The 20,850-nt window shown below is 61.1% G+C and carries 22 protein-coding genes and 1 pseudogene; 3 read left to right on the top strand and 20 right to left on the bottom strand.

What is annotated here, in order from left to right; all coding sequences use genetic code 11:
* Positions 1 to 63 precede the first annotated feature (63 nt).
* The 15 genes from LC343_RS22850 to LC343_RS22780 form a co-directional block, all read right to left on the bottom strand.
* Positions 64 to 756 (bottom strand): CBS domain-containing protein, encoded by a 693-nt coding sequence (locus tag LC343_RS22850; protein ID WP_223479496.1) that lies wholly within the window; start codon positions 754 to 756, stop codon positions 64 to 66.
* A gap of 51 nt (positions 757 to 807) precedes the next feature.
* On the bottom strand, positions 808 to 1,398 hold the full coding sequence (petA, locus tag LC343_RS22845) for a ubiquinol-cytochrome c reductase iron-sulfur subunit (protein ID WP_338018606.1): 591 nt from the start codon (positions 1,396 to 1,398) through the stop codon (positions 808 to 810).
* The gene (fabI, locus tag LC343_RS22840) at positions 1,395 to 2,258 is read right to left on the bottom strand and encodes an enoyl-ACP reductase FabI (RefSeq protein WP_223479495.1); all 864 of its coding nucleotides are present in this window, start codon (positions 2,256 to 2,258) and stop codon (positions 1,395 to 1,397) included. The genes petA and fabI overlap by 4 nt, the downstream gene beginning before the upstream one ends.
* Positions 2,259 to 2,317: 59 nt before the next feature.
* Positions 2,318 to 3,349 (bottom strand): bifunctional enoyl-CoA hydratase/phosphate acetyltransferase, encoded by a 1,032-nt coding sequence (locus tag LC343_RS22835; RefSeq protein WP_223479494.1) that lies wholly within the window; start codon positions 3,347 to 3,349, stop codon positions 2,318 to 2,320.
* Entirely contained in the window at positions 3,346 to 4,551 is a 1,206-nt protein-coding gene (locus LC343_RS22830; RefSeq protein WP_223479493.1) for an acetate/propionate family kinase, read from the bottom strand. Before LC343_RS22830 ends, LC343_RS22835 begins: the two co-directional genes overlap by 4 nt.
* A 1-nt stretch (position 4,552) precedes the next feature.
* Positions 4,553 to 4,786 (bottom strand): hypothetical protein, encoded by a 234-nt coding sequence (locus LC343_RS22825; RefSeq protein WP_223479492.1) that lies wholly within the window; start codon positions 4,784 to 4,786, stop codon positions 4,553 to 4,555.
* Between the two features lie 3 nt (positions 4,787 to 4,789).
* Positions 4,790 to 6,580 (bottom strand): DUF3141 domain-containing protein, encoded by a 1,791-nt coding sequence (locus tag LC343_RS22820; protein WP_223479491.1) that lies wholly within the window; start codon positions 6,578 to 6,580, stop codon positions 4,790 to 4,792.
* Positions 6,577 to 6,861: a DUF5676 family membrane protein gene (locus tag LC343_RS22815; RefSeq protein ID WP_223479490.1), complete on the bottom strand. Its 285-nt coding sequence runs from the start codon at positions 6,859 to 6,861 to the stop codon at positions 6,577 to 6,579. The genes LC343_RS22820 and LC343_RS22815 overlap by 4 nt, the downstream gene beginning before the upstream one ends.
* A 105-nt stretch (positions 6,862 to 6,966) precedes the next feature.
* Complete coding sequence (locus LC343_RS22810; RefSeq protein ID WP_223479489.1) at positions 6,967 to 7,872, bottom strand: DMT family transporter; 906 nt, start codon at positions 7,870 to 7,872, stop codon at positions 6,967 to 6,969.
* Positions 7,869 to 9,203 (bottom strand): SAM-dependent methyltransferase, encoded by a 1,335-nt coding sequence (locus LC343_RS22805; RefSeq protein WP_223479488.1) that lies wholly within the window; start codon positions 9,201 to 9,203, stop codon positions 7,869 to 7,871. The genes LC343_RS22810 and LC343_RS22805 overlap by 4 nt, the downstream gene beginning before the upstream one ends.
* Positions 9,200 to 10,357: an FAD-dependent monooxygenase gene (locus LC343_RS22800; protein ID WP_223479487.1), complete on the bottom strand. Its 1,158-nt coding sequence runs from the start codon at positions 10,355 to 10,357 to the stop codon at positions 9,200 to 9,202. Before LC343_RS22800 ends, LC343_RS22805 begins: the two co-directional genes overlap by 4 nt.
* 701 nt (positions 10,358 to 11,058) lie before the next feature.
* Entirely contained in the window at positions 11,059 to 11,700 is a 642-nt protein-coding gene (locus LC343_RS22795) for an RNA polymerase sigma factor (RefSeq protein WP_223479486.1), read from the bottom strand.
* Between the two features lie 35 nt (positions 11,701 to 11,735).
* Positions 11,736 to 12,422, bottom strand: coding sequence for a DUF6629 family protein (locus LC343_RS22790; protein WP_223479485.1), 687 nt, complete (start codon positions 12,420 to 12,422; stop codon positions 11,736 to 11,738).
* A gap of 234 nt (positions 12,423 to 12,656) precedes the next feature.
* Positions 12,657 to 13,712 carry a type II glyceraldehyde-3-phosphate dehydrogenase gene (locus tag LC343_RS22785; protein WP_223479484.1) on the bottom strand — a complete coding sequence of 352 codons (1,056 nt, stop codon included), beginning with the start codon at positions 13,710 to 13,712 and terminating at the stop codon, positions 12,657 to 12,659.
* 43 nt (positions 13,713 to 13,755) lie between these two features.
* Positions 13,756 to 16,107: a heavy metal translocating P-type ATPase gene (locus LC343_RS22780; protein ID WP_223479483.1), complete on the bottom strand. Its 2,352-nt coding sequence runs from the start codon at positions 16,105 to 16,107 to the stop codon at positions 13,756 to 13,758.
* 174 nt (positions 16,108 to 16,281) lie between these two features.
* Between LC343_RS22780 and LC343_RS25175 the strand changes: the two genes are divergently transcribed.
* The 3 genes from LC343_RS25175 to LC343_RS25395 are packed head-to-tail and all read left to right on the top strand — an operon-like array spanning position 16,282 to position 17,455.
* On the top strand, positions 16,282 to 16,803 hold the full coding sequence (locus LC343_RS25175) for a patatin-like phospholipase family protein (protein WP_338018605.1): 522 nt from the start codon (positions 16,282 to 16,284) through the stop codon (positions 16,801 to 16,803).
* Entirely contained in the window at positions 16,800 to 17,210 is a 411-nt protein-coding gene (locus LC343_RS22770) for a patatin-like phospholipase family protein (protein ID WP_223479482.1), read from the top strand. The genes LC343_RS25175 and LC343_RS22770 overlap by 4 nt, the downstream gene beginning before the upstream one ends.
* Positions 17,207 to 17,455 (top strand): CbtA family protein, encoded by a 249-nt coding sequence (locus tag LC343_RS25395; protein ID WP_223479525.1) that lies wholly within the window; start codon positions 17,207 to 17,209, stop codon positions 17,453 to 17,455. The genes LC343_RS22770 and LC343_RS25395 overlap by 4 nt, the downstream gene beginning before the upstream one ends.
* On the opposite strand, the gene LC343_RS22760 is transcribed toward LC343_RS25395, so the two are convergent.
* The 5 genes and pseudogenes from LC343_RS22760 to LC343_RS22740 form a co-directional block, all read right to left on the bottom strand.
* Positions 17,436 to 17,822: a hypothetical protein gene (locus LC343_RS22760; RefSeq protein ID WP_223479481.1), complete on the bottom strand. Its 387-nt coding sequence runs from the start codon at positions 17,820 to 17,822 to the stop codon at positions 17,436 to 17,438. The two genes, LC343_RS25395 and LC343_RS22760, sit on opposite strands and share 20 nt — an antisense overlap.
* Before the next feature lie 379 nt (positions 17,823 to 18,201).
* Positions 18,202 to 18,483: a copper-binding protein gene (locus LC343_RS22755; RefSeq protein ID WP_223479480.1), complete on the bottom strand. Its 282-nt coding sequence runs from the start codon at positions 18,481 to 18,483 to the stop codon at positions 18,202 to 18,204.
* A 43-nt stretch (positions 18,484 to 18,526) separates the two neighbouring features.
* Positions 18,527 to 19,009, bottom strand: coding sequence for a cupredoxin domain-containing protein (locus LC343_RS22750; protein WP_223479479.1), 483 nt, complete (start codon positions 19,007 to 19,009; stop codon positions 18,527 to 18,529).
* A gap of 30 nt (positions 19,010 to 19,039) precedes the next feature.
* The gene (locus LC343_RS22745) at positions 19,040 to 20,431 is read right to left on the bottom strand and encodes a multicopper oxidase family protein (RefSeq protein ID WP_223479478.1); all 1,392 of its coding nucleotides are present in this window, start codon (positions 20,429 to 20,431) and stop codon (positions 19,040 to 19,042) included.
* A 17-nt stretch (positions 20,432 to 20,448) separates the two neighbouring features.
* A pseudogene (locus tag LC343_RS22740) lies at positions 20,449 to 20,850 on the bottom strand (TolC family protein); the annotation flags it as partial.

Here is a 20,850-nt window from a genome sequence, read left to right as displayed (position 1 = left end):
ACCGCCCTTACATCTGTCAGCAACTTGGACCTGCGGCGTTTCAGGTGACCGTCAACAGAAACCTCAAATCCCATAGGCCCATGCCGGCAGGCGCCCCATATGGACTTCAACCGAGCGAACACCATCAACATTCTCGGCGGCGACCCGGATCGCGTTTTCGACAAAATCGCTGTCGGCAATGCCCCAGACAGAGACGTTGCCGTTCTCCACCAGAAGGTTGATCAGGTTGACCGATCCGCCGGGAACTTCGGCGATCGCGGCCTCGACCGCTCTGCGTAGCGGTTCGTCAGCGGGCGCGGGCGACGGCAGCTTTCCCTCCCTCGACTGGGCCAGCGCGCGGACGAGGTCGGCGCGGGATACAATCCCGACGATCTTGCCGTCCCGAAGGACCGGAACGCGTTTGATTCGGCGGATTTCCAGTGTCTTCGCGATCTCGCTGACCGGTGTGTCTTCATCGACCGTGACAAGATCGCGGGTCATCACGTCGGCGACCTTATGGCTGCGGGCTTTGACGTAGTCCCGCGCGTCGCCTTCGCCGGAAAACAACTCGAGCCACCACGAGCGGCGCTGTGTTTCGCCGTCGCGCATCCGCCGAATGAGGTCTCCCTCGCTGATGAGTCCGACCAGTCTGGCGCCGCTGTCGAGGACAGGAAGAGCGCTGATGTGGTTGTCCAGCATCAACTTGACCGCCTCGTCGACAGATCCGTTGTCGCGGATAGAGATGACTCCGGTTTTCATCACGTCCTTGGCCTTCATGGTTCTGAGTCCCTTCTGTTTGTTGGTGGTCTCATGCCCCGATCGTCAACATCAGATCGTCATCGAGCGTGTAGCGGGGGAAGTCGAGGTTGCGCGGGGCAGGCCACTTCCTGGTCCGTCCGGACGTGTCTTAGTGCGAGCCGCGACAAGGGCAGAACCATCCGCCGAACTCCCCAGAGCATCTCCCGATCCCTTGCCAACGGGGACGCAGCCAAGATGCGTGCAGATCCCGGTGACGATCAGCCATTCACCGGCCTCGTCTGCCGTCCGGTTTTGGTCAAGTACAGGCTCCGGCTGTGTGTGGTTCGGGTTTTCTCTGGCGCTGTCCGTCTGGTCAACCAACGCGTCAAGCGGTGTGGCGCGCACGGCATCGATGGCCTCTTGTGACCGGCGCCAGACAAAGACGGGCCTGCCCTGCCAACTGACGGTAATCCGTTGACCTCGTTCCATACCGGACAAGTCGACGTGTACAGTCGACAGGCTAAGAACGTCGGCAGACGGGTTCATCGAATTAATGAGGGGCCAGACGGCGGCACCCGTGGCCGCTGCAGCCGCTCCAGCTGATGCGTAGTAAAGAAAATCTTGTCTGCTTTGAGAGTTGTCTTGACCCGGCTCGGGCGTGCTTCTGTCGATGTCTGTCATTTCTCTTGCTCCCGTGGTTTGGTCTCTCCCTGCATCTGACCTCTGCCGACCGGCCCCTCGATATGCACTCCGGCATCGACATGCAGGGTCTCGCCAGTGATGGCAGCCGTGTAATCGCTCGCGAGAAGCAGGGCGGCCAGTCCGACGTCGTCGGTTTCGATATTGCGTCGAAGCGGCGCGATCCTCGCGCTGGCGGCCAGAAGTTCGGTGGACCCGACCAATCCGGACGCGGCGCGCGTCGCCACCGGACCGGCGGAGATCGCATTCACGCGAATGCCCTTCGGCCCGAGTTCGTGCGCGAGATATCTGACGGTGGATTCGAGTGCGGCCTTGACCGGGCCCATCACGTTGTAATGTTCGACCACCTTCTCGGCGCCGAGATAGCTGAGGGTAATCAGGCTGCCGCCGTGTGTCATCAACGGTTCGGCCAGGCGGGCGATGGCGATGAGCGAATGGACCGAGACGGTCATGGCCTCGGCGAAGCCCCCGGCGGAACAATCGGTCAGCCGGCCACGCAGGTCCTCGGCTCGGGCCTTTCCCACGGCGTGGAGAACGAAGTCGAGACGCCCCCAGGTATCGCGTATCGCGCCGAATACGGCTTCGAGTTCGCCTGCGCGTCCGACGTCGCAAGGCAGGAAAATCGGCGCATCGACTCGGTCTGCCAGCGGAGCGACATGCGGTCTGGCGCGTTCGCCGACAAAGGTGATGGCCAGGTCCGCCCCAGACTGTCGAAAATGCAGGGCACCGGGCCACGCGAGACTGCGTTCGTTAGCGATACCGATCACCAGCCCTCTGCGGCCCGTAAGATCGAGCAATTCGCGCGGATCGCAGCAGTCTTCGAACCGGGGTTTGGTTGACATGCCAGATGCCCTGGCGCGGGTTTCGGCCGAACGATCCTGATTTTTTCGTTTCTCGGCGCTCATTTCTTGGCCTTTGTCAGAGGGAGTGGGTGGCAATCGGCCTCGGCCATCGGCGCCGCCCGCAGCGTGCGGTGCAATTCCTTGCCCATCCCGGTGGCGCCTGGTGCGCCGCTGCTCCGCCAGAGAAGCGACGCCAGGGCAAGCGACGCGATCCGCGTCTCCTCGGTATCCGCACGTGACGTCAGGACCACCGGCGCGGCGAGTCCGAGCGCCACGGCGGCGGCTTTGGCTCCGCCGAGATATTCGAGCGCCTTGGCCAGCATGTTGCCGCTGACCAGATCGGGCACCAGCAGGATATCGGCACGACCCGCCACGTCCGAGACGATGCCCTTTTCGGCCACGGCACGCGGCGAGACCGCGTTGTCGAATGCAAGCGGTCCGTCGACAAGGGCACCTGTGATCTGTCCGCGCCGCGCCATCAGGGTCAGGCTGGCGGCGTCCAGGGTGGAGCCTATGGACGCCGTCACCGTCTCGACCGCCGACAGGACCGCGGCGCAGGGTGCGTCCACGCCGATTGCGTGGAAGGCATCCACTGCGTTCTGGCAGATCTGCGCCTTGGCAGCGAGGTCTGGGGCAATATTGATGGCCGCGTCGGTAATACCGATCAGCCGTTCGTGTCCCGGCACTTCCAGAAGGAACAGATGGCTCACGCGCTTATCCGGGACACGCAATCCGGTATTCGCATCGAGAAGAACGCGCATGAAGACGTCGGTATGCAGATTGCCCTTCATCACGACGTCGGCTTTGCCGTCCCGCACCAGCCTGACCGCCACTCCCGCCGCATCGGCGTCCCCTCCGCTGCCATGCAGGCAAGCCGCGTCGAGCCCCAGCCCCGCAGCCCCGGCCAGAGGCTCGATGTCCGCCCGGGGGCCCACCAGGTGCGGTTCGGCCAGCCCCTCTTGCATTGCCCGCCGCATGGTGGCCAGAACGACCTCCTGCGCGGCATCGGCGACAGCGACGCGGACGGGACCTTTCGCGCGCGCACGGGCAACGAGTGAGGCAAGTGTCTTGGGTGACTGCAGACTTGTCATCGTGACGCCACTTTCGGTTTGCAAGCGCATTCATGGCGAAGCCGTGCGACGTGATCGGCGATCACCTGTTCCTCATCGGTCTGGCGGACCTCGACGTTGACTCGCGAACCGGCTGCGGCGATGGTCCTACTCCCCGCCAGATTGGCCTCGTGGTCGATACGGACCCCGAGATAGCCAAGCCCGGCACAGATCAATTCGCGCACCGGTGCGGCATTGGCACCGATGCCGCCCGTGAAGACCAGCCGATCGAGACCTTCGAGCGGCGCGGTCAGCGCGACCAGGTGGCGCCGAACATGATAGCAGAAGTACCTGATTACCTCGGCAGAGGCAGCGTCATGGCGCTCGATAAGAACATTCATATCGCGGCTTATCCCCGACAGGCCGAGGAGGCCCGACCGGGTTCGCAACAGGTTCCCGAGAACCTCCGGCGACATTCCCGCTTCCCGCTGAAGGTGCAGGATCAGACCGGGATCGACATCGCCGGACCGCGTCCCCATGGGCACGCCGGAGACCGGAGAAAACCCCATCGTGGTTTCGATCGACCTGCCACCCCGGATGGCGGCCAGTGAAGCCCCGTTGCCGAGATGCGCGACAACCAGACGCTCGGCCTCGACATCGACGCCGTTCCGGGCCAGCGCACCAACGATGTATTCATAGCTGAGCCCATGATAGCCGTAGCGCCGAAGCTCGGGTGTTTCCAACTCGCGCGGCAGGCCGGTCATCCTCGCCACCCGCGGCATGCCGTTGTGAAACGCGGTGTCGAAACAGGCGATCTGCGGCAGGTCCGGGCGCAGGGCCGCGATGGCCTCGATCCCCGCGATGTTGGCGGGAAGATGCAGCGGCGCGAGTGTCACCAGATTCCGGAGCCGCGCGAGAAGGTCCGGTGTGACCTCCTCCGGGCAATCGCAATCCGGCCCGCCATGGGCGACGCGATGACCAACGGCGACCGGGAAGGCCGCAAGGCGGTCAGATCTGACCTCGGAGACTACGGCATCGAGTGCGGCGCGATGGTCCGGAAATGCGTCGCCTCGTTCCACGACTTTCGCGTCGCCAGTCGCAGTCAACTTGAACTGGGCGGTATCCGTACCAATACCGGTAACCGCACCGCCAGCAATTCGCGCGCCGCCCTGCCCGGCTTCGAAGAGGGCGAACTTGAGGCTGGAGGACCCCGCGTTCAGGACCAGGACGGACGGGCGTCGCATCTCATGCCCGCCCGTTATCCATCGGCTGTTCGCGAGCTGTCGCCGCTTCTTCGTTTGCGGCGCTGCGGGCATCCCGGGTGTCATGCACATGAGCGGTACGGTCGTTGGAGGTGTTCTTTCTCTGGCCTCCCCAACCATGGCCGCCATGACCGCCATGGCCATGACCGAAGAGATGCATGGCCATGATCCCGCCAACGAGCAACAAGATCAGCCAGTTGTCGAAGATCCATTGCATCACTCATTCCTTCTCTTGGTCTACGATCAAGGCGCCGGGGGCGTATAGTGCCTTGAACAAGGTTGCGATGGCTTGATCGCGGGCTACACGCATCGCCCCGAGACTGGCCCCGATCCGCTCCATGGTCTCGCGTTCGGCCTTCAGTTGGGGGTCGTCATCGGGCAGGGGCTTGCGGTGTGAGCGGATTGCATCGGACACGGCCTGCACGGCACCCATCCACGGGTTGTAGCGCGCCGAGAACATGAGGCGGGTCCAACGCATCGGATGCATCGCGCGCAGGGCCTCCGCCGATTGCGGTGTGGTCAGCGCCCTTAGCCAAGGGCCCAGGAACAGATCGTAAGCCGCCTCACCCGTGCGGGAGACCTGTGCGACGTTCCTGAGCGCATCCTCGGAGTGCGCCTCGCCGATGTCAGAGACGTGGCGCGCCTCGAAGCTGACCGAATAGGCCGGTTTCTTGCAGTCGGGATCGCCGGTGGGATTGTCGATCTTCATTTCGTAGAGGCCGGGCCCAAGGGTCTCGATCTCGTCAAGGCTTTCGAGGATCGCGCGGTGTTCTAGTCGCGCCACCGAGGCCGAGACGAAGATGCCGAGATGCCCGACATGGGGGTTGATGAGATAGACGATCCGCTGCCCCGCAGCCTTAAGCGCGGCGGTGTCCGCATAGACTTTCGGGATCCAGCCCAATGCCTGCGCCGGCGGGGTGATGTTGTCGCCCTCGGAGGCAAAGATCACGATCGGGTTCTGGATTCGCCGCAAATCGGCGGTGCAGCCCTCGCAGATCCGCATTTCACCGGTCTCCAGCTTGTTGCCGATGAAGAGGTTTTCGGTGATCGCGAGGATCTCCTCGCGGCTCAGCGTGTAGTAGCCATTCCACCACCGCTCGAATTCCAGGAACCGGACGCGCTCATTGTCGATATGCGAGAACAGGTGGGCGTACTTGTCCCAGATCGCCTTTTCAGGCTGCAGGTTCTCGAAGTTTTGCGCAAGCCACGCGCCGTCGAAACGTCCGTCGCCAAGGTCCGCGGTCATGTGCGCGGCCCAGGTGCCTCCGGCAAGTCCGCCCATCATTCGCATCGGGTTGGTTCCCGCTTCACCGGCCCAATACGAGAGCGGCGAGCCGTTGAGGACAATCGGACCAGCAAGACCCTGGCAGTCAGCAGCCAGAAGTGTGATCGCCCAGCCCGCCTGGCAGTTGCCATAGAGAACGGGTGGATGGTCCGGGTGACACCTCGCGATTTCCTCGACGAAACGGCGCAACGCATGGTGCACATCGGCCAGGGTCTGTCCGGATTCGGGTTCGGGAAAGAACACGACGAAATAGACCGGGTGGCCCTCGTGCATGGCGATACCCACCTCGCTATCGCGCTTGAAGCCACCGATGCCGGGGCCGTGGCCGGCGCGGGGGTCGACCACGATCACCGGCGGCTTGGCCTTGTCGACGCAATCATCCCAGCAGTCGTCGCCGACTTCGGTGATTCTTAGCAACGCGTAGTTGGCGGGACGTTCGAAGCGGCGTGCGTCGAGAAGGGTTTCGTACTTGAACTCCAGAAGCGGCGGCATCCCCCGCCGCTCATGCTCGATCATGTTGTCGGCACGCTCGCGTAGCGTGTCCATGAACAGGACCCAGCGCTCAAACAGGTCTTGAGGATACGTCGAGGCGGCAGCGGTCGGTCTTTCGACCTGCGCGGCCTTCGGTTCTTCAGTTTTCGGGCCGCTTTGGTTGGCCGGTGAAGCGGCCGCTCCAGTCGCTACCGACTTGAGCTGCCGTTTGGGGGATCCGGTCGTGGCCATCATGAACTCCGTTCAGCAAATAAGTTGAATAACGGGCCGAAGATCAGCGCGACGAACCAGCCGTAAAGCAGGGTTTCGGCGACGCCGAGGACGTAGTTTCCGAGGCTGATATTATCGACCCATGGCAGTAGCGGATTCCAGAGGCCGGTCATGCTCTGGCCGGGAAAGGCCAAGTCGAAGACCACGCAGATCGTGTAAGTGATTGCGAAGAAAATGCCGAGGCTCCAGCCCAGAGCCTGAATTGGGATATGCGCGGCGCGGGGCGTGTTGCTGATGCTGGTCATGTCAGGACCTCATTTTGTCAAAGCGCGCGTACAAAAGCGCTTCATAATCAAGACGCCCGAGACCCGGATACATTACACGTTTTTTGATTTCCTGGCTGCCGCGGATTACTTCGCGCATGACTCCGGAGACTGTTCGGCTTCGGAACGATCGGTATTGGTCATGGCGATACCGACAAGCGCAACAAGGATGCCCAAACTCGTCAAAAGTCCGATGGACTCTCCGAAAAAGATGCCGCCCATGGCAAGTCCGAAGCCAGGCACCAGGAAAGCGAAGGCGTTGGCGCGGCTAAGGTCGGTCGTTCGAAGAATCTCGCTCCACAGCCAATAGGCAAGCGATGTACCGAAGAGACTGATCGCGAGCAGAATAAGAACGAACTGCGGTGAGAACGTGACCGACATCGGTTCTTCGTAAAGAAACGCACCCACCGTGAGAGGGACCCCACCGATCAGCATCTGACTTCCCATCGCCAACAGGGTATCTGCACGCTCCGCCAGCGCGCGGATAAGGACGTTGCTGATCGTGATGCCCAGGGCCGCCAGCAGGATGTAAGCGGCGCCGAGCCCAAACGCGCTCCCCGCAGGTGCCTGAAACTGTGGCGCGGCAATCAGCACGATGCCGATAAACCCCAAGGCGAGGCCCGCCTTGCCGCGCCCACTCAAACTCTCGCCCAAGACTGCGGTTGCAAGCGCCGCGGCCATTAGCGGCTGCGCGTTGGCCAGCACCGTGGCGAGTCCGGGCAAGATGAATTCCGAGGCCATGAACATGCCAAGAAATCCGAGCGACGTGGCCCCGAAACCGATGCCGACGATCGCGAGCCATACCCGCATGCCTCGCGGCCAGGGTCGGCCAAATATCATCCCGAGGGCCACGAGCGCCGATCCGGCGAGAAACGCCCGCAAGGAAGCGAAGGTCAGATGTGGGGCGTAGGCAAAACCCGCCACGATGAGAGGGAAGCAGACGGCCCACAGGAACATGACCAAGACGATCAGCGATGCTTTGCGGATGGTCATTCGGCCGCGACCCTGCCCTCTCTGCGCGCGTTCGACTTCACGGTATCCGCATTCCTGCCGCGGCTCAAATCGGGCAGCTGCCTTTTGGTGGATTCCATATAGTCCCGTGTCATGGGGACAGCGTCCAATCGGTGTGCAAGCTGGATCTGGAACACGACCAGAAAGTTATGGCGGAACCCTGCTTCGCAGGACGCGAGGTAGAATTCCCACATCCGACAGAAGCGTTCATCATATTGCGCGGCCGCCTCGGACCAGTGCGCCATGAAGCGGTCCCTCCAGGATTTCAGCGTTTCGGCATAGTGAAGGCGGAGCACTTCGATATCCGCGATTACGAGACCCGCCCGTTCAACCTCCGGGACGATTTCCGAAAGCGACGGAACATAGCCGCCTGGAAAGATGTACTTTGTTATCCAAGGGTCAGGCGCTCGCGGCGGGCGAGCACTCCCGATCGTATGCACTAGCGCGACACCGTCCGTATCGAGCAGGTTCGCGAGTGTGCCAAAATACTCGCCGTAATGCCCGACGCCGACATGCTCGAACATGCCGACCGATACGATCCGGTCGAAGCGGCCAGTCTGGTGGCGATAGTCGCGCAGATCAAAGCGGACCCGGTCATTTAGCCCATCGGTCCGCGCCCGATCGGTGGCGTATTTCTGCTGAGCCACCGACAGCGTGACCCCGGTCACCTGCGCGTCGGACACATGGGCAAGATACATCCCCAAACCACCCCAGCCGGAACCGATGTCGAGCACCTTCTGTCCCGGCAGCACGCGCAGTTTGGCCGCGATGTGGCGCATCTTCTGAACCTGCGCGATCTCGAGACTCTCTTCGGAGGTCTCGAAATAGGCGCAGGAATACTGCCGCTCGGCGTCGAGAAAGAGGTCGTACAGATCGTCGCCCAGATCGTAGTGATGGGCGACATTCCGGCGCGACCGCGGGATAGGATTGTACATTGTGAACCGCCTGAGCGTCATCCTCAGCCGGTCGCGGAAACGCCATAGCCATGGCAAACGGACGTTCTGGTAATTCTCCAGACAAAGGGCGATCAGGCCGTAGAGATCGCCCTTTTCGACCGACAGTCCGCCTTCCATCCATGCTTCACCGAGAGCGAGGTCTGGATGGACGGCGATCCGGCGGAGTGTCGGCCAGTCGCGGATCACAATCGCAATCGCGGGAGTTCCCGTGCCGTAGCGCCTGGTTTCGCCATCTGGCAATCGAACTTCGAGCGTACCCGTAGGGATGAGTTTGCGCAGCGCACCATCAAGAAGCCAGAGCGCAAGCGGAGCCCGACGACCTAGCCCCGAAGCGCGAAGGAGCGGTTTGAGTTTCATACAGTTTCTCCCGCTTTTTCATTTGCCCCCGCTGAACCGTGATCGCCATGGAGGTACCAGACGCAATCGCAATCGACGTGGCTGCAACTCAGGTCCTCCAGAGCCTTGCGATAGCGGCGACGGGCAAGCGGCAGCGCCAGGCGCCTGAAGGTGATCAGATCATATGCACGGCGGAGCACGCCCCCCGCATCGCCAGTAGCTAACTTGCGGCTGGCGATGCGCATGCCGGCCTCGCCGCCCAGGCCGAACAACCAGCGGTTGACGATTCCTGCTTCCAAAAGCGGACCAAGTTCCGATTTCCAGCGGGCGACATAGTCGTTGCCTGTCAGCAGGCATTCCGCCGCCAGAACGCCCGAGCGGATCGCATGGCGTATTCCAAAGCCGGCAAGCGCGTCCTGAAAGCCCGCATGTTCGCCGATCACCGGATGAACGCCCTGCATGGCGCTACGAGGCCATCGGTAGGCGCCATACCCGCCGAAGCCGCGGGCATTGCGCATCTCAAGACCGGCATGGGCGCGAAAGAACTCCTCTGCCGCCCTCACATGACGGGCCTGGTCGCGAAAACCTGTGAACATGCAACTCGCCACAGTGCCCCGACCGCCCTGAACCAGCAGGTAGGCGTATCCGCCGGGCGCAACATCGTCACCAAGCGCCGGCCAAGCCCCGTCGGGCATGTCTGTCTCAAAAACGTGCCCTGCCGCGATCACGCCGGCCTCGAGCGGCCCGGCGGCCAAGACGCCCACGTCGGCGAACGTCTTCTCCCTGTCGCCGAAACGGACCTCGACACCCGCGGCGCTGGCCTGTGCCAGAAGCGCAGCGTCGAGCTTGCCTTGGCCAGAACCGCGCCGCAGTAAAGAGAAAAGCGGTCGTCTACCCTTCACGGCATACCGATGTCCGGACGGACCGAATACCGTGCCGCGGTCGAATGAATGATGGTCAAAATCGGCGGTGATCCCGGCGGCGGCCAGTTCCTCGAGAACGTCCAGTTCCCTGGTCCAGTTCTCAAGCCCCTGAAAATCGTCGTGGAACCTGTGGCCTACAGGATCCTTCCACTCACGTACAACCACCTGGCGACCGGCGCGCGCCAAAACGATCGCGCAGGCAAGGCCGGCTGGCCCGGCCCCGACGATAACTATCTTGGTTGAGTTCGTCATCGCGCCTTCCGACGATCGTCAAGCGGTAGTCCGAGTGCTGTTCTCAGTGCCGGCGCGGGCGCCTCGGGGTTTCTGCCGGAATGACTACGACGGCCTCGTTGACTGTGGGGCGATCACGCGGCAGGTCGATAGCCGTGCGTGCGAGCAGTTCAGAAACGAGAGCACCAGCGAGAATGAGAGTTGCGAGCATTTCCGTGTTCCTTTCCTGATGAACGCTGTTTGCGCGGTTCACAAGGAAAGACGCTCGCTCCGTGCTTTCGTTACATGCGTGCGGGGGCTCGCCGATGTCGGCTTTGTCTTTGCATCACGACCAGCCCCATCCGGGGCATTGAGAGTTGACCCCTTGGCGCGCCGTCCCCGCGTGTCTGAATGGCGTCTGGCAACCGTGCGCCTGACACCGACCCGACGAGGGCACCGGCCATTTGGCGCCAGAACAGAAAGAGCATCGTTCTGGGCTCATGTGTGGTGAGCCCCAAGGCATCCGCCGCAAACTGGAGAGTCCGACCTTCGACGTCTACCTTGAGAAACAACTCTCCCGACAGTGCCCCGACATCGGCCTGCACCGCTCCTTGACACTTGCAAAGCACATCCGAAACCAGGTCTAGGATCGCCTGCGCTTCTGCCGGTTCCCTGGTCATGCAATCCTCCCGAGCGTCTTGGGTCTGAAGACGCCCTTCGGAGCACAGCGTTACGGAACCGCGTTACGAGGCGGTGTCTTCGACCTGGCAATCGGTCGCTTCGACAGGATGCTCACACCCGGGCGGTGAACACGAGCAATCGTCAAAACCATGACGGCAGCACGGTCCGCAATGGGCCAGAAGCGCGTCACCCAGAGCGGCACGGGCGCGGTGAAGACGTACATTCAGCGTTCCGGGTCTCAGCCCCAGTTCCGCCGCCACCGCCGCGCGATCATCGTTGTCGATGTCTATGCGGCGGATCAATTCTGCATCGGTCGGCCGCAATTCGGTGACCAACCCTTTGACGCACTCACAGATCACGTCCATGTCTTCGACAGGGTCATCCGCGACCACAGCAGACTGAGCCTCCAGCGCGACAGCATCTATCAGACGGCTGAATCTGCCCGACTTGCGGTAATGGTCGTTGAGCGCGGAGCGCAACACCGCATAGAGCCAGGCATCCATGCGATCCACCTCGCGCAACTGATCTTTCCGCGCCAGAACGCGCATGCAGAATTCCTGCAGAACATCCTCCGCGTCAGCACGATTCCCAAGCCGCTTCATCAAGAAGCCGAGAAACGCGCTCCGGCTCGTTACAAGAGTCTGTGAGAGAGCCAAGCTTTCAGCGCGGCCACGGTCAAGAGCTGGGCCAGCGGATTTACACATCGATAGTGTCCTTCGTCTCGCGGATGGTTAGCCGCTCAAGAAAACAGGACAGGACATTCGCGTGCGCACTTGTTTCGCGCAATGATATAGATCAAGTGCAGGGTGCCAAGACCGGCCAGCAGACAGAAGAATGAGATATAGGCGTAGCGCAGAAATAGGATGTCGACCACGACCACCCCGACGACGGTTAGCGCGAACCAGCGCATGTGGTAGTAAGTCGACATCGCTGGCGGCGCTATAATCAAAAACAGATAGATCACATAAGTCATCCAGCGCGGCATCAGATAGTCGAGAATCATGGTGCCTTCATAAGCCAGCGAATCCTGCTTCACCGTTACCTCAACCCAATCCGGATTGGCCAGGTGCGGTACGTAGAGGGCCAGCCCGAACGCAAGGCCGGCCACTGACATCGCAGCCATCCAGGGCCGACGCCGACTGTCGGGAGGCTCCAGCACCCAGGATGCGAGCGGGATCCAGAAGGGCCACATGAACCAAGTGAAGAAGATGAACCCCAGCGCGCCCAGAAGCGTGGTGGCCGGGTCGCCGGAGTTCACGCCCCACCAGACGTTTCCTTCCATGAACTGCTGCAGACCAGCGAAGACAGGCATTAGCGCCACCGGCAGATATCGGCGATTGATCGCCCAGGCCCGCGTGACGGCATAAGTTCCACCCACGACCAAAAAGGCGCTGGCTGCAAAGCTGACTTCCTGGGACAGGCACATGGATGTGATCTCGACGTTTACGTTTCTATGGTTGCCGGTACGATAGCTATCTTTCGGGAAGCCGTCACCGCAGTTCCGGTTCGGACCGTCTTGTGATCGGCTCGTTGGGCATTTCGTCCGGTCGTCAGGGTCCTGAGCGAACGGTTTTCCCGACCTTCCCTGCAAGGATCACGAGTGCTTGATCCAACCGACCGATCCAGGCGCGCTTTCCGTGCGAAACCCGAGGGTCCGCTTTTATCGACGGGTCGTCAATTCGGGCCATCGCCCAATTCCGAGTGCCGCGTCGGTCTTCGCGATGGACGCCGCTCCGTCCCTTACCGTGCCGACGAGAGCACGTATGGCGTCGATCGTTTCAGGGATCACAATGGCCTGATTGTCGACCATGTAGGCGTAGAAAAGCTCTTTTCCCTGAACCTTGAGCATATCGGCCCAAAGGGCAACTTCGTAGAGATTGTCGTGTGGGCGGCCTAGGTCCGCCATGAGTTCCTTCACCGAGTTGAGTGCACTTAGCCCGGCACCGATGTCGATCAATGCGATCCGCGACGACGACGCGAAGGCCCGCAGAATCTCGTTCTTCTCGGCCGCGCGACTGAGTTGCACGGTCCAGTAGTGAAGGTGCGCCAGTGTTTCAGGCACCTTCACGGCCATCGTTACGACATCCAGTTCCGGGTCAACGCTCTGCGCATCCGGACCCTGGTGGCTGGGGATCTCTGCCTCGGGGACAAGCGTGTTCATGATGCCGCCAATATGACTTTCCCAAGGGTCTGTCGCGCGGCGAAGAAGTGTGCCGCGCGCCCGCTTCAGAAGTCCCGTCCGCTTGAGTGCACCCAGCGTGCGTACGATCGATGTCGTGTTGCACGAGACCACGCGCGTACTTTCCCGTCCGACCGCGGTAGCATAGCTAACGTCCGCAACGAAGGAATGGCCCGTGACCTCGTGCTTTTCGCCACCGTGGACGATGAACTTGATCCCTAGCTCGCGGTAACGCGGCACGTTCTGGGCCGCGACCCGTTTGGGCGTACAGTCGACGACGATATCCGATGCAGCAAGCAGGTCGTCGAGCACACCGGAGACATCGTGGCCGGCGTCGCGCATGCCCTTCGCCACTTCGTTGTTCGCGGCGAAGAGCCTGATACCTTTCGCCCCAATCACGCCGGCACGCCAATCGGTGGCAATGTCTGCGACGCCGGTAAGTTCCATGTCGTCCTGACGCATTGCAGCGTCCACGACGCGCTTCCCAATTACGCCATAGCCATTCACGGCAATCCTGATCTTTCTCGCTTCAGACATTGTTGTTTCCTTTCTCTGGTAACACCCTGCGTCTTTGAGGCGTTCAGGCTTCGGCGGTCGGCTGTCCGGCGGCAGCAGTGACCGGCTGCCCGGTCTGTTTGACGCCGTCCAAACGGGTGCGTTTCAGGAGCAGTGCGTTCACCGCCACGAGCGCCGAACTGCCCGACATCGCAATCGCTGCCACGGCGGGACTGACCACGAGCGGATAGAACACCCCGGCCGCCGCGGGAAACGCCACGACGTTGTAGGCCACCGCCCAGAACAGGTTCTGGCGCATCTTACGCAAGGTGGCGCGCGACAACTCGATCGCGCCGAGAACGTCGTGCGGGTCGCTTTTCATAAGCACCACATCGGCGCTTTCCATAGCCACGTCGGTGCCTGCACCGATGGCAAAACCGACATCGGCCTGCGTCAGCGCCGGAGCGTCGTTGACGCCGTCGCCGACCATGCCCACCCGCTTGCCCCGGGCCTGCAGTTCCTTGACCTTGTCGGCCTTCTGGCCCGGCAGCACATCCGCCAGGATAATATCGATGCCCAGTTCCGCGGCGATGCGTTTGGCTGTACCCTCGTTGTCGCCGGTCAGCATCGCCACCTCGACGCCCCGTTCGCGCAACTTCGCAACCGTTGCCTTGGCACTGGGCCGCGGTGCGTCGGCGATGGCCACGAGGCCCAAAAGTCGCCCGCCACGGGCCACATGCACCACCGTGCGCCCCGCACCCTTCAGTTTGTCCGCCGCCTCCGAAAGTCCGGCGAGATCGATCTTCTGCTCATCCATCAGCCTGCGATTGCCAAGATAGACCCGTTTGCCTTCGATTTCGGCCTGCGCTCCCTTTCCCTCGATGTTGAGAAAGCCGCTGGTCGCGGGCAAGTCCAGCCCCCCTGCGCGTTCGATGATTGCCAGCGCCAGCGGGTGGTCGGACCCGCGCTCCACCGCCGCGGCCATCTGCAGGACAGTATCGGCATCCGTTCCTTCGGCTGACACCACGTCCACGACACGCGGCTGCCCCATGGTCAGCGTCCCGGTCTTGTCGAACACGATTACTTCGAGCTTGGTTGCCTCTTCAAGCGCAGCTGCGTTCTTGAACAGGATGCCGTTTCGCGCCCCGATCCCGGTGCCGACCATCACCGCCATCGGTGTGGCGAGGCCAAGCGCGTCGGGACAGGCGATCACGAAGACCGTGATCGTCAGTGTGACGGCGAAGAGCAGCGGCGAGCCGATCCACCAGAACCAGACCGAAAAGGTCGCAAGCCCGATGATAACCGCGATCAGCACCAGCCATTGGGACGCCTTGTCGGCCAAAAGCTGCGACGGCGCCTTGGAGTTCTGTGCCTCCTGCACCAGCTTGACGATCTGCGCGAGTGCGGAATCCGAGCCGACCTTCGTCGCCTTGAAGCGGAAGCTGCCGGTCTTGTTGATCGTGGCGCCCACGACTTGGTCGCCGGGTTTCTTGTTGACCGGCATGGATTCGCCCGTGAGCATGGATTCGTCGACGACCGACTCGCCCTCGATCACCTCGCCATCGACGGGGATCTTGTTGCCCGGGCGGATGATGACTGTCTCACCGGCCAAAACCTCGGCGGTCGGCACCTCGGTCTCCCGTCCGTCCCGCAGGACCACGGCCATGGGCGGCGCCAGATCGAGCAGCGCACGGATCGCCTCGGAGGCACCCGCACGGGCTCGCATTTCCAGCCAATGGCCAAGCAGAATGAAGACGAGCAGAACCGCCACGGCCTCGTAGAATTGCACACCGGGGAAGAAGAAGGTCGATCCGACACTGAAGAAATATCCCGTGCCGACCGACAGGACCACAAGCACGGCCATGTTGAGAGTGCCGTTTTTCAACGCGCGCCAGGCGGCGACGAAAAACGGCCAGCTTGGCCAGACGATCGCGGCGCTGCCAAGGAAGAACAACCAAAGGTCCAGCCGTAGGCCGAAGGGAGGCGCCGGCGGCGTGAACATCCCACCCATCGGCGAATAGGTGAAGATCGGGATGGTGAAGAGCAACGCGACCCAGAAACGGTTACGCATATCCTTGACCATGGCCGCCATGTCGTGTCCGGCGCCATGCCCCATCTCGTGCGCAATTTCCTCGTGAGACGCAGGCGCCTTTGCGCCATGAGCGGCATGGGGCTTGTGACCGGCAAGATCCTTATGGTCCATCTTGCAGATGTGGTCCGGAAGCTGCTCTCCGGCGCAATGAAAACCGCAGTTTTCGATCGTTCTGCGCAGGGTCTCCTCGTCCATCATGGTTTCGTCATATCGCACGGTCACACTCGCCGAGGCCGGGTTCGCTTCGGCTCGGTGAACGCCGTGAAGCACTGCCAGATGGCGTTCGACAGCGAGATGATCGAGTTCCTCGAACAGCCCGCGGACCTCGAGGGTCATAGTCTTCATTGTTAGCTCCTGTCTAATAATCCTTGCTGTCTAAAAAGACCGTCAATCGATAGACGCTACTCGGATTCGGCTGTTACACAGACAGGTGAAAACGGTGGCGAAACTTTGCTATGGGCATGGCCCATCAATCGGCAACACTGGCTATGGCGCGCGTCAGTCTTTCGGGAAGGTACGATGCCGCTAGGGCTCACGCAACATTTCGCTAAACTGCGGGCAAATTCTCAGGGGCAGAGCCAAACAATGACAAGTTGGACAGAACCACGCCAACAACATTGCAAGTCCTTTGCCCTTGTTCTTAGCGGCGGCGGAGCTAGGGGGCTGGCACATGTGGGTGTTCTCAGGGCGCTGGTCTCCAGAGGCTACGTCCCCAGCGCTATTGTAGGCGTATCGATGGGGGCGGTTGTCGCGGCCACCTATGCGCTCAACGACAACTGGTATGACGAATTGGTTGAGATGGACACCAGCGGGTTTCCGGCAACGCCCGACTTTCGTCTGCCAGGTTTGATTGCAAGGCTGAGGGGCCTCCGGATTGCGCTCCTTGCCGCGAGGGACATGTATTTCGGCTGGGGCTTTGGCGCACGCACCGAGACTTGGGGTCGTGGTGTCCTGTCAAGCCTGACGAAGGGAAAAATCTGGAGGATGGCCGCGTTCCGGTATTCGTTTGTGCAACGGACATGCTGTCAGGCAAACGCGTGATATTCAGCAAAGGTCATGCGACGGATTATGTCTACTCCAGTGCGGCGCTGGCTGGAGTGCTACCCCCCCTTTTCAAAGGTCCTCATGTGCTAATGGACGGAGCGTATGCCGATATTGCCCCCGTGGACGTCGCAAGGAACACTGGGGTCGAAGTTGTGATCGCCGTCGACCCCAGCCAGCCCGAAAACACTACTGGTCCGAAGAACGGCCTGCAGGCGATGCTGCGTTCTATTGAAGTCTGCCAGTACGAACACGCAAGTCTGCGTTTCGCGCAGGCGGATCTAGTTATCCGGCCCGCATTCTCGCAGACGATCGGCACTCTGGAATTCCGGTTGAAGCGTCATTGCATTGCTCAAGGTGCCGTGGCCACCCGACGCGTCTACGATGAAATCGGGTCGCTCCTCTGAGTGCGGGCCACCAGTGCCGGTCGGTTGCAGCTGCACTTGCCGGGCTCCTTTCGATCGTTTTCGCTGTTGCTCAAGGCCACCTGACTATCCAGTCGCCAAGGCAATCCATTGCGGTAGTAGCATCTCGATTTGTATCAGTCACACTGTTGCCAATGCTAACATGCCCCGGTAATCTGCCGGCCATCGGAGATCCCGAAACGATTGGGCCCCGCATTGCGCTTTGCTTCATTTTTGTGCATTTTTGATCGGTTCCATAACAGATGCCATTGTCATGGTGAGCGGCGTAAAATCCGCCTTCCGGGCGTCCAATCTCGCGGTCCATGCGACACTCTGGGCGGCGATCTGCCTCTGTTCTGAGTGGCTCATCGAACGTACGATGCCGGATAACCAGCCCCGATGATAGTCAATTCGGCTGGATTTGATCCGATTTCGGATCGGGCAATCGATCCTTTCGAGTTGGCAGAGCTTTTTTGAGCACAGCCGGCGCTCCGGCATAGAGTCCTGGCTCATAGTTCCCTTTCGTATGACCGAATTGGCACCAATGACCGTACGAGGCGCAAGTTCAGCGACGGCGAAGATACGAACACCAGAAACGATCATGTCGCGGTGCATGGGACAGTATTTCATCGCATGCGGACCCGCCACAAAATCGAAATCGAAACGTTCTCGCCAAGCTCGATCTGCTCCCAAAAGGTCACACACACACCAGTTTCGAACACCATATTGTCCCCGCGAGTTTTACTAGACGTTTTGCCCACAGATATCGAAGAGCGATGCCGAACTTCCAAGGTACAAGTTCGAGCACCGGCCATGTTGCCGCGAATATGTATCGAGGCAGCACCCCCCGCAGGCGACCTGTCAGGATGATGACAGGTCTGGCCTTCTTGAAAACATCTCTGCCAGCCATCCTTCCTCCATAGCTGTTTGCCGGACGCTTCGCGGGCGCCCGGCGAACCTGCGAACCTGCGAACCTGCGAACGCGCTATGCGATTTACTTCAACTCGACGACCATCAACTTGCCATTGATACGGTCCGCGACGAATTCAATCGATTGCCCCTCTTTCAAATTCGCGAGCATCGCTTCATCGGCCGGATAGAAGACCATCGTCATCGCCGGCATCTCGAGGTTTTTCAGCTCCTCGTGGATAATGGTGACTTTTCCGGATTTCATGTCGATCTTCTTGACCGTACCTTTCGTGTACTCGGTGGCAAACGCGACATTTGCCGCAAGAGCCAGCGCGGCGGCTGCGAGCGTGATGATGAGTTTTTTCATGTGGGTGCTTCCTTCGTGTATTGGTTGAGGGAGAGGGTAAAGGTCAGTTCGCGGCGACCGTGACGGTGCCCTTCATGCCGGACTCGTAGTGGCCGGGGATCAGACAGCCGAACTCGAAGTCGCCGGCGTTGGAAAATGTCCAGATCACTTCGCCATCGGTCTTCTCGATTAAGCGCACGGCGTTCGGATCGTCATGTTCCATCTCCGGGAACTTCTCCATCAGCGCCTTGTGCTCCATCATTTTCTCGTGCGTATCGAGGACGAACTCGTGCTCCAGTTCGCCGGTGTTCCTAACCACAAAGCGGATGGTCTCACCCGCTTTGACGGAAATCGAGGCAGGCTCGAACACCATGTCGCCATCGTCGGTTTCGCTCATGACGATATCGATGGCGCGGTCGACTTTCGCGGCGTCGCCCGGCATGCCGACTGACATCTCATCATGACCGTGGCCGCCGGCATGCGAGCCAGCGGCAATTGCGTAGGGTGTGCTCAGCGCCAGCATCAACGCCAAAAGTGCAAGTCTCATTTCATGTCTCCTAGTTGAGCTGATTTCCAATCAGCCCTTCTTCATCGAATGGGCACCATGCCCATTCATCTGTCCGCCCGGTGCGGGCGTGATCTGTGTTGCGGAACTGTTCTGCGAGGCGAAGTCGGGCAGTTCGCCCGTCCACTCATAGGCCTCGGTGCCTGGCGGGCTTTCGTACCAGCCGGGATCTGCGTAATCGCCGGCCGAAATCCCTTCGCGGACTTTGACGACCGAGAACATGCCGCCCATCTCAAGCGGACCGTAAGGCCCCCAACCGGCCATCATCGGCACTGTGTTGTCGGGCAGTTCCATGGACATCTCGCCCATGTCGGCCATCCCGGCCGTGCCCATCGGCATGTATTCCGGCTGCAGGCGACGGATTTGCGTAGTCACCCGCGACTTGTCGACGCCGATAAAGGTTGGCACGTCATGACCCATGGCATTCATTGTGTGGTGCGATTTGTGGCAATGAATCGCCCAGTCGCCGGGGTGCACGGCGTCGAACTCATAGGCGCGCATGGCGCCGACCGGAATATCGATCGTCACTTCCGGCCAGCGGGCTTCTGGCCGCACCCAGCCGCCATCGGTGCAGGTGACCTCGAAATCGTAGCCATGCATATGGATCGGGTGGTTGGTCATCGTCAGGTTGCCCACCCGCACACGGACCCGGTCATTGAGCGAAACGACCAGCGGGTCGATATCCGGAAAGATGCGACTGTTCCACGTCCACAGATTGAAGTCCGTCATCGTCATGATCTTCGGCACGTAGGAGCCGGGATCGATGTCGAAGGCGTTGAGCATGATCAGGAAATCGCGGTCTACCGGCATGAAGGCCGGGTCCTTCGGGTGCACGATGAAGAAACCCATCATGCCCATGGCCATCTGCACCATTTCGTCGGCATGCGGGTGGTACATGAAGGTGCCAGATTTCACGAGATCGAACTCGTAGATATAGGTCTTGCCGGGCGGGATCGCCTGGTGCGACAGGCCGCCAACGCCGTCCATTCCCGATGGGAGTATGATCCCGTGCCAGTGCACGGATGTGTGCTCGGGCAGCTTGTTCGTGACATAGATGCGAACACGATCACCCTCGACGGCCTCGATGGTCGGGCCGATCGATTGACCGTTATAACCCCAAAGATAGGCCGTCATGTCTGAAGCAAGTTCACGTTCGACTGGTTCGGCGACGAGGTGGAATTCCTTGACGCCGTTGTTCATCCGGTAGGGCAGAGTCCAGCCGTTTAGCGTGACCACCGGATTGTAATCCGGTCCGGTGGTAGGTGCGACCGGCGGCTGGGTCAGCGGGCTTTCCATCACCGCGGCTTCCGGCAAGCCCAGATTGGCGGTCGAGGCAAAAGCTCTTGCCGAAACGAGCGCCGCTCCGGCGGCGCCCACGCCTAGCATCTGTCGTCTGTTCATCATTGCTGAAATCCTCTCCATCAATGTCCCGCACCACCGGCGTCGGCCATGGCGGGCGCGGCATCACCACCGCTTCCGCCGCCGAAACCCGGGCCGTAAATTGCCGCGTTCAGATCAGCGTCGGCCAGCCAGAAGTCGCGCTTGGCGTTGACCGACATGATCAGCGTGTTGATCTTCGCCCGCGTATCCGCGAGCAGCTCGAATGTGTTGGTGATCATGCCGTTGTAGGTGAGCAGGCTTTCCTGCTCGATGGTCTGGCGCAACGGCAGAACGTTACGCTTGTAATGACAGCCAATCTCGTGACGCGCACGGTAGTTCGTGTAAGCCGACCGCGCTTCGGAACGGATGTTGACCGCCTTTTCGGCAAGCAAGTTCGCGCCCCGCAAATAGGTGAGTTCGGCTTTTCGGAGGCGGGCTTTGCC

Origin of the sequence: Oricola indica (assembly GCF_019966595.1) — a bacterium.
Taxonomy (GTDB): domain Bacteria; phylum Pseudomonadota; class Alphaproteobacteria; order Rhizobiales; family Rhizobiaceae; genus Oricola; species Oricola indica.
The sequence above is the reverse complement of the archived record's forward strand: the minus strand, read 5'-3'. Positions and strand labels throughout refer to the sequence as shown.

Excerpts from the sequence above, each read along its gene's own strand:
- LC343_RS22850 (WP_223479496.1), bottom strand. The coding sequence starts at position 756 with ATGAAGGCCAAGGACGTGATGAAAACCGGAGTCATCTCTATCCGCGAC.
- petA (WP_338018606.1), bottom strand. The coding sequence starts at position 1,398 with ATGACAGACATCGACAGAAGCACGCCCGAGCCGGGTCAAGACAACTCT.
- fabI (WP_223479495.1), bottom strand. The coding sequence starts at position 2,258 with ATGTCAACCAAACCCCGGTTCGAAGACTGCTGCGATCCGCGCGAATTG.
- LC343_RS22835 (WP_223479494.1), bottom strand. The coding sequence starts at position 3,349 with ATGACAAGTCTGCAGTCACCCAAGACACTTGCCTCACTCGTTGCCCGT.
- LC343_RS22830 (WP_223479493.1), bottom strand. The coding sequence starts at position 4,551 with ATGCGACGCCCGTCCGTCCTGGTCCTGAACGCGGGGTCCTCCAGCCTC.
- LC343_RS22825 (WP_223479492.1), bottom strand. The coding sequence starts at position 4,786 with ATGCAATGGATCTTCGACAACTGGCTGATCTTGTTGCTCGTTGGCGGG.
- LC343_RS22820 (WP_223479491.1), bottom strand. The coding sequence starts at position 6,580 with ATGATGGCCACGACCGGATCCCCCAAACGGCAGCTCAAGTCGGTAGCG.
- LC343_RS22815 (WP_223479490.1), bottom strand. The coding sequence starts at position 6,861 with ATGACCAGCATCAGCAACACGCCCCGCGCCGCGCATATCCCAATTCAG.
- LC343_RS22810 (WP_223479489.1), bottom strand. The coding sequence starts at position 7,872 with ATGACCATCCGCAAAGCATCGCTGATCGTCTTGGTCATGTTCCTGTGG.
- LC343_RS22805 (WP_223479488.1), bottom strand. The coding sequence starts at position 9,203 with ATGAAACTCAAACCGCTCCTTCGCGCTTCGGGGCTAGGTCGTCGGGCT.
- LC343_RS22800 (WP_223479487.1), bottom strand. The coding sequence starts at position 10,357 with ATGACGAACTCAACCAAGATAGTTATCGTCGGGGCCGGGCCAGCCGGC.
- LC343_RS22795 (WP_223479486.1), bottom strand. The coding sequence starts at position 11,700 with ATGTGTAAATCCGCTGGCCCAGCTCTTGACCGTGGCCGCGCTGAAAGC.
- LC343_RS22790 (WP_223479485.1), bottom strand. The coding sequence starts at position 12,422 with ATGTGCCTGTCCCAGGAAGTCAGCTTTGCAGCCAGCGCCTTTTTGGTC.
- LC343_RS22785 (WP_223479484.1), bottom strand. The coding sequence starts at position 13,712 with ATGTCTGAAGCGAGAAAGATCAGGATTGCCGTGAATGGCTATGGCGTA.
- LC343_RS22780 (WP_223479483.1), bottom strand. The coding sequence starts at position 16,107 with ATGAAGACTATGACCCTCGAGGTCCGCGGGCTGTTCGAGGAACTCGAT.
- LC343_RS25175 (WP_338018605.1), top strand. The coding sequence starts at position 16,282 with ATGCCGCTAGGGCTCACGCAACATTTCGCTAAACTGCGGGCAAATTCT.
- LC343_RS22760 (WP_223479481.1), bottom strand. The coding sequence starts at position 17,822 with ATGCACCGCGACATGATCGTTTCTGGTGTTCGTATCTTCGCCGTCGCT.
- LC343_RS22755 (WP_223479480.1), bottom strand. The coding sequence starts at position 18,483 with ATGAAAAAACTCATCATCACGCTCGCAGCCGCCGCGCTGGCTCTTGCG.
- LC343_RS22750 (WP_223479479.1), bottom strand. The coding sequence starts at position 19,009 with ATGAGACTTGCACTTTTGGCGTTGATGCTGGCGCTGAGCACACCCTAC.
- LC343_RS22745 (WP_223479478.1), bottom strand. The coding sequence starts at position 20,431 with ATGATGAACAGACGACAGATGCTAGGCGTGGGCGCCGCCGGAGCGGCG.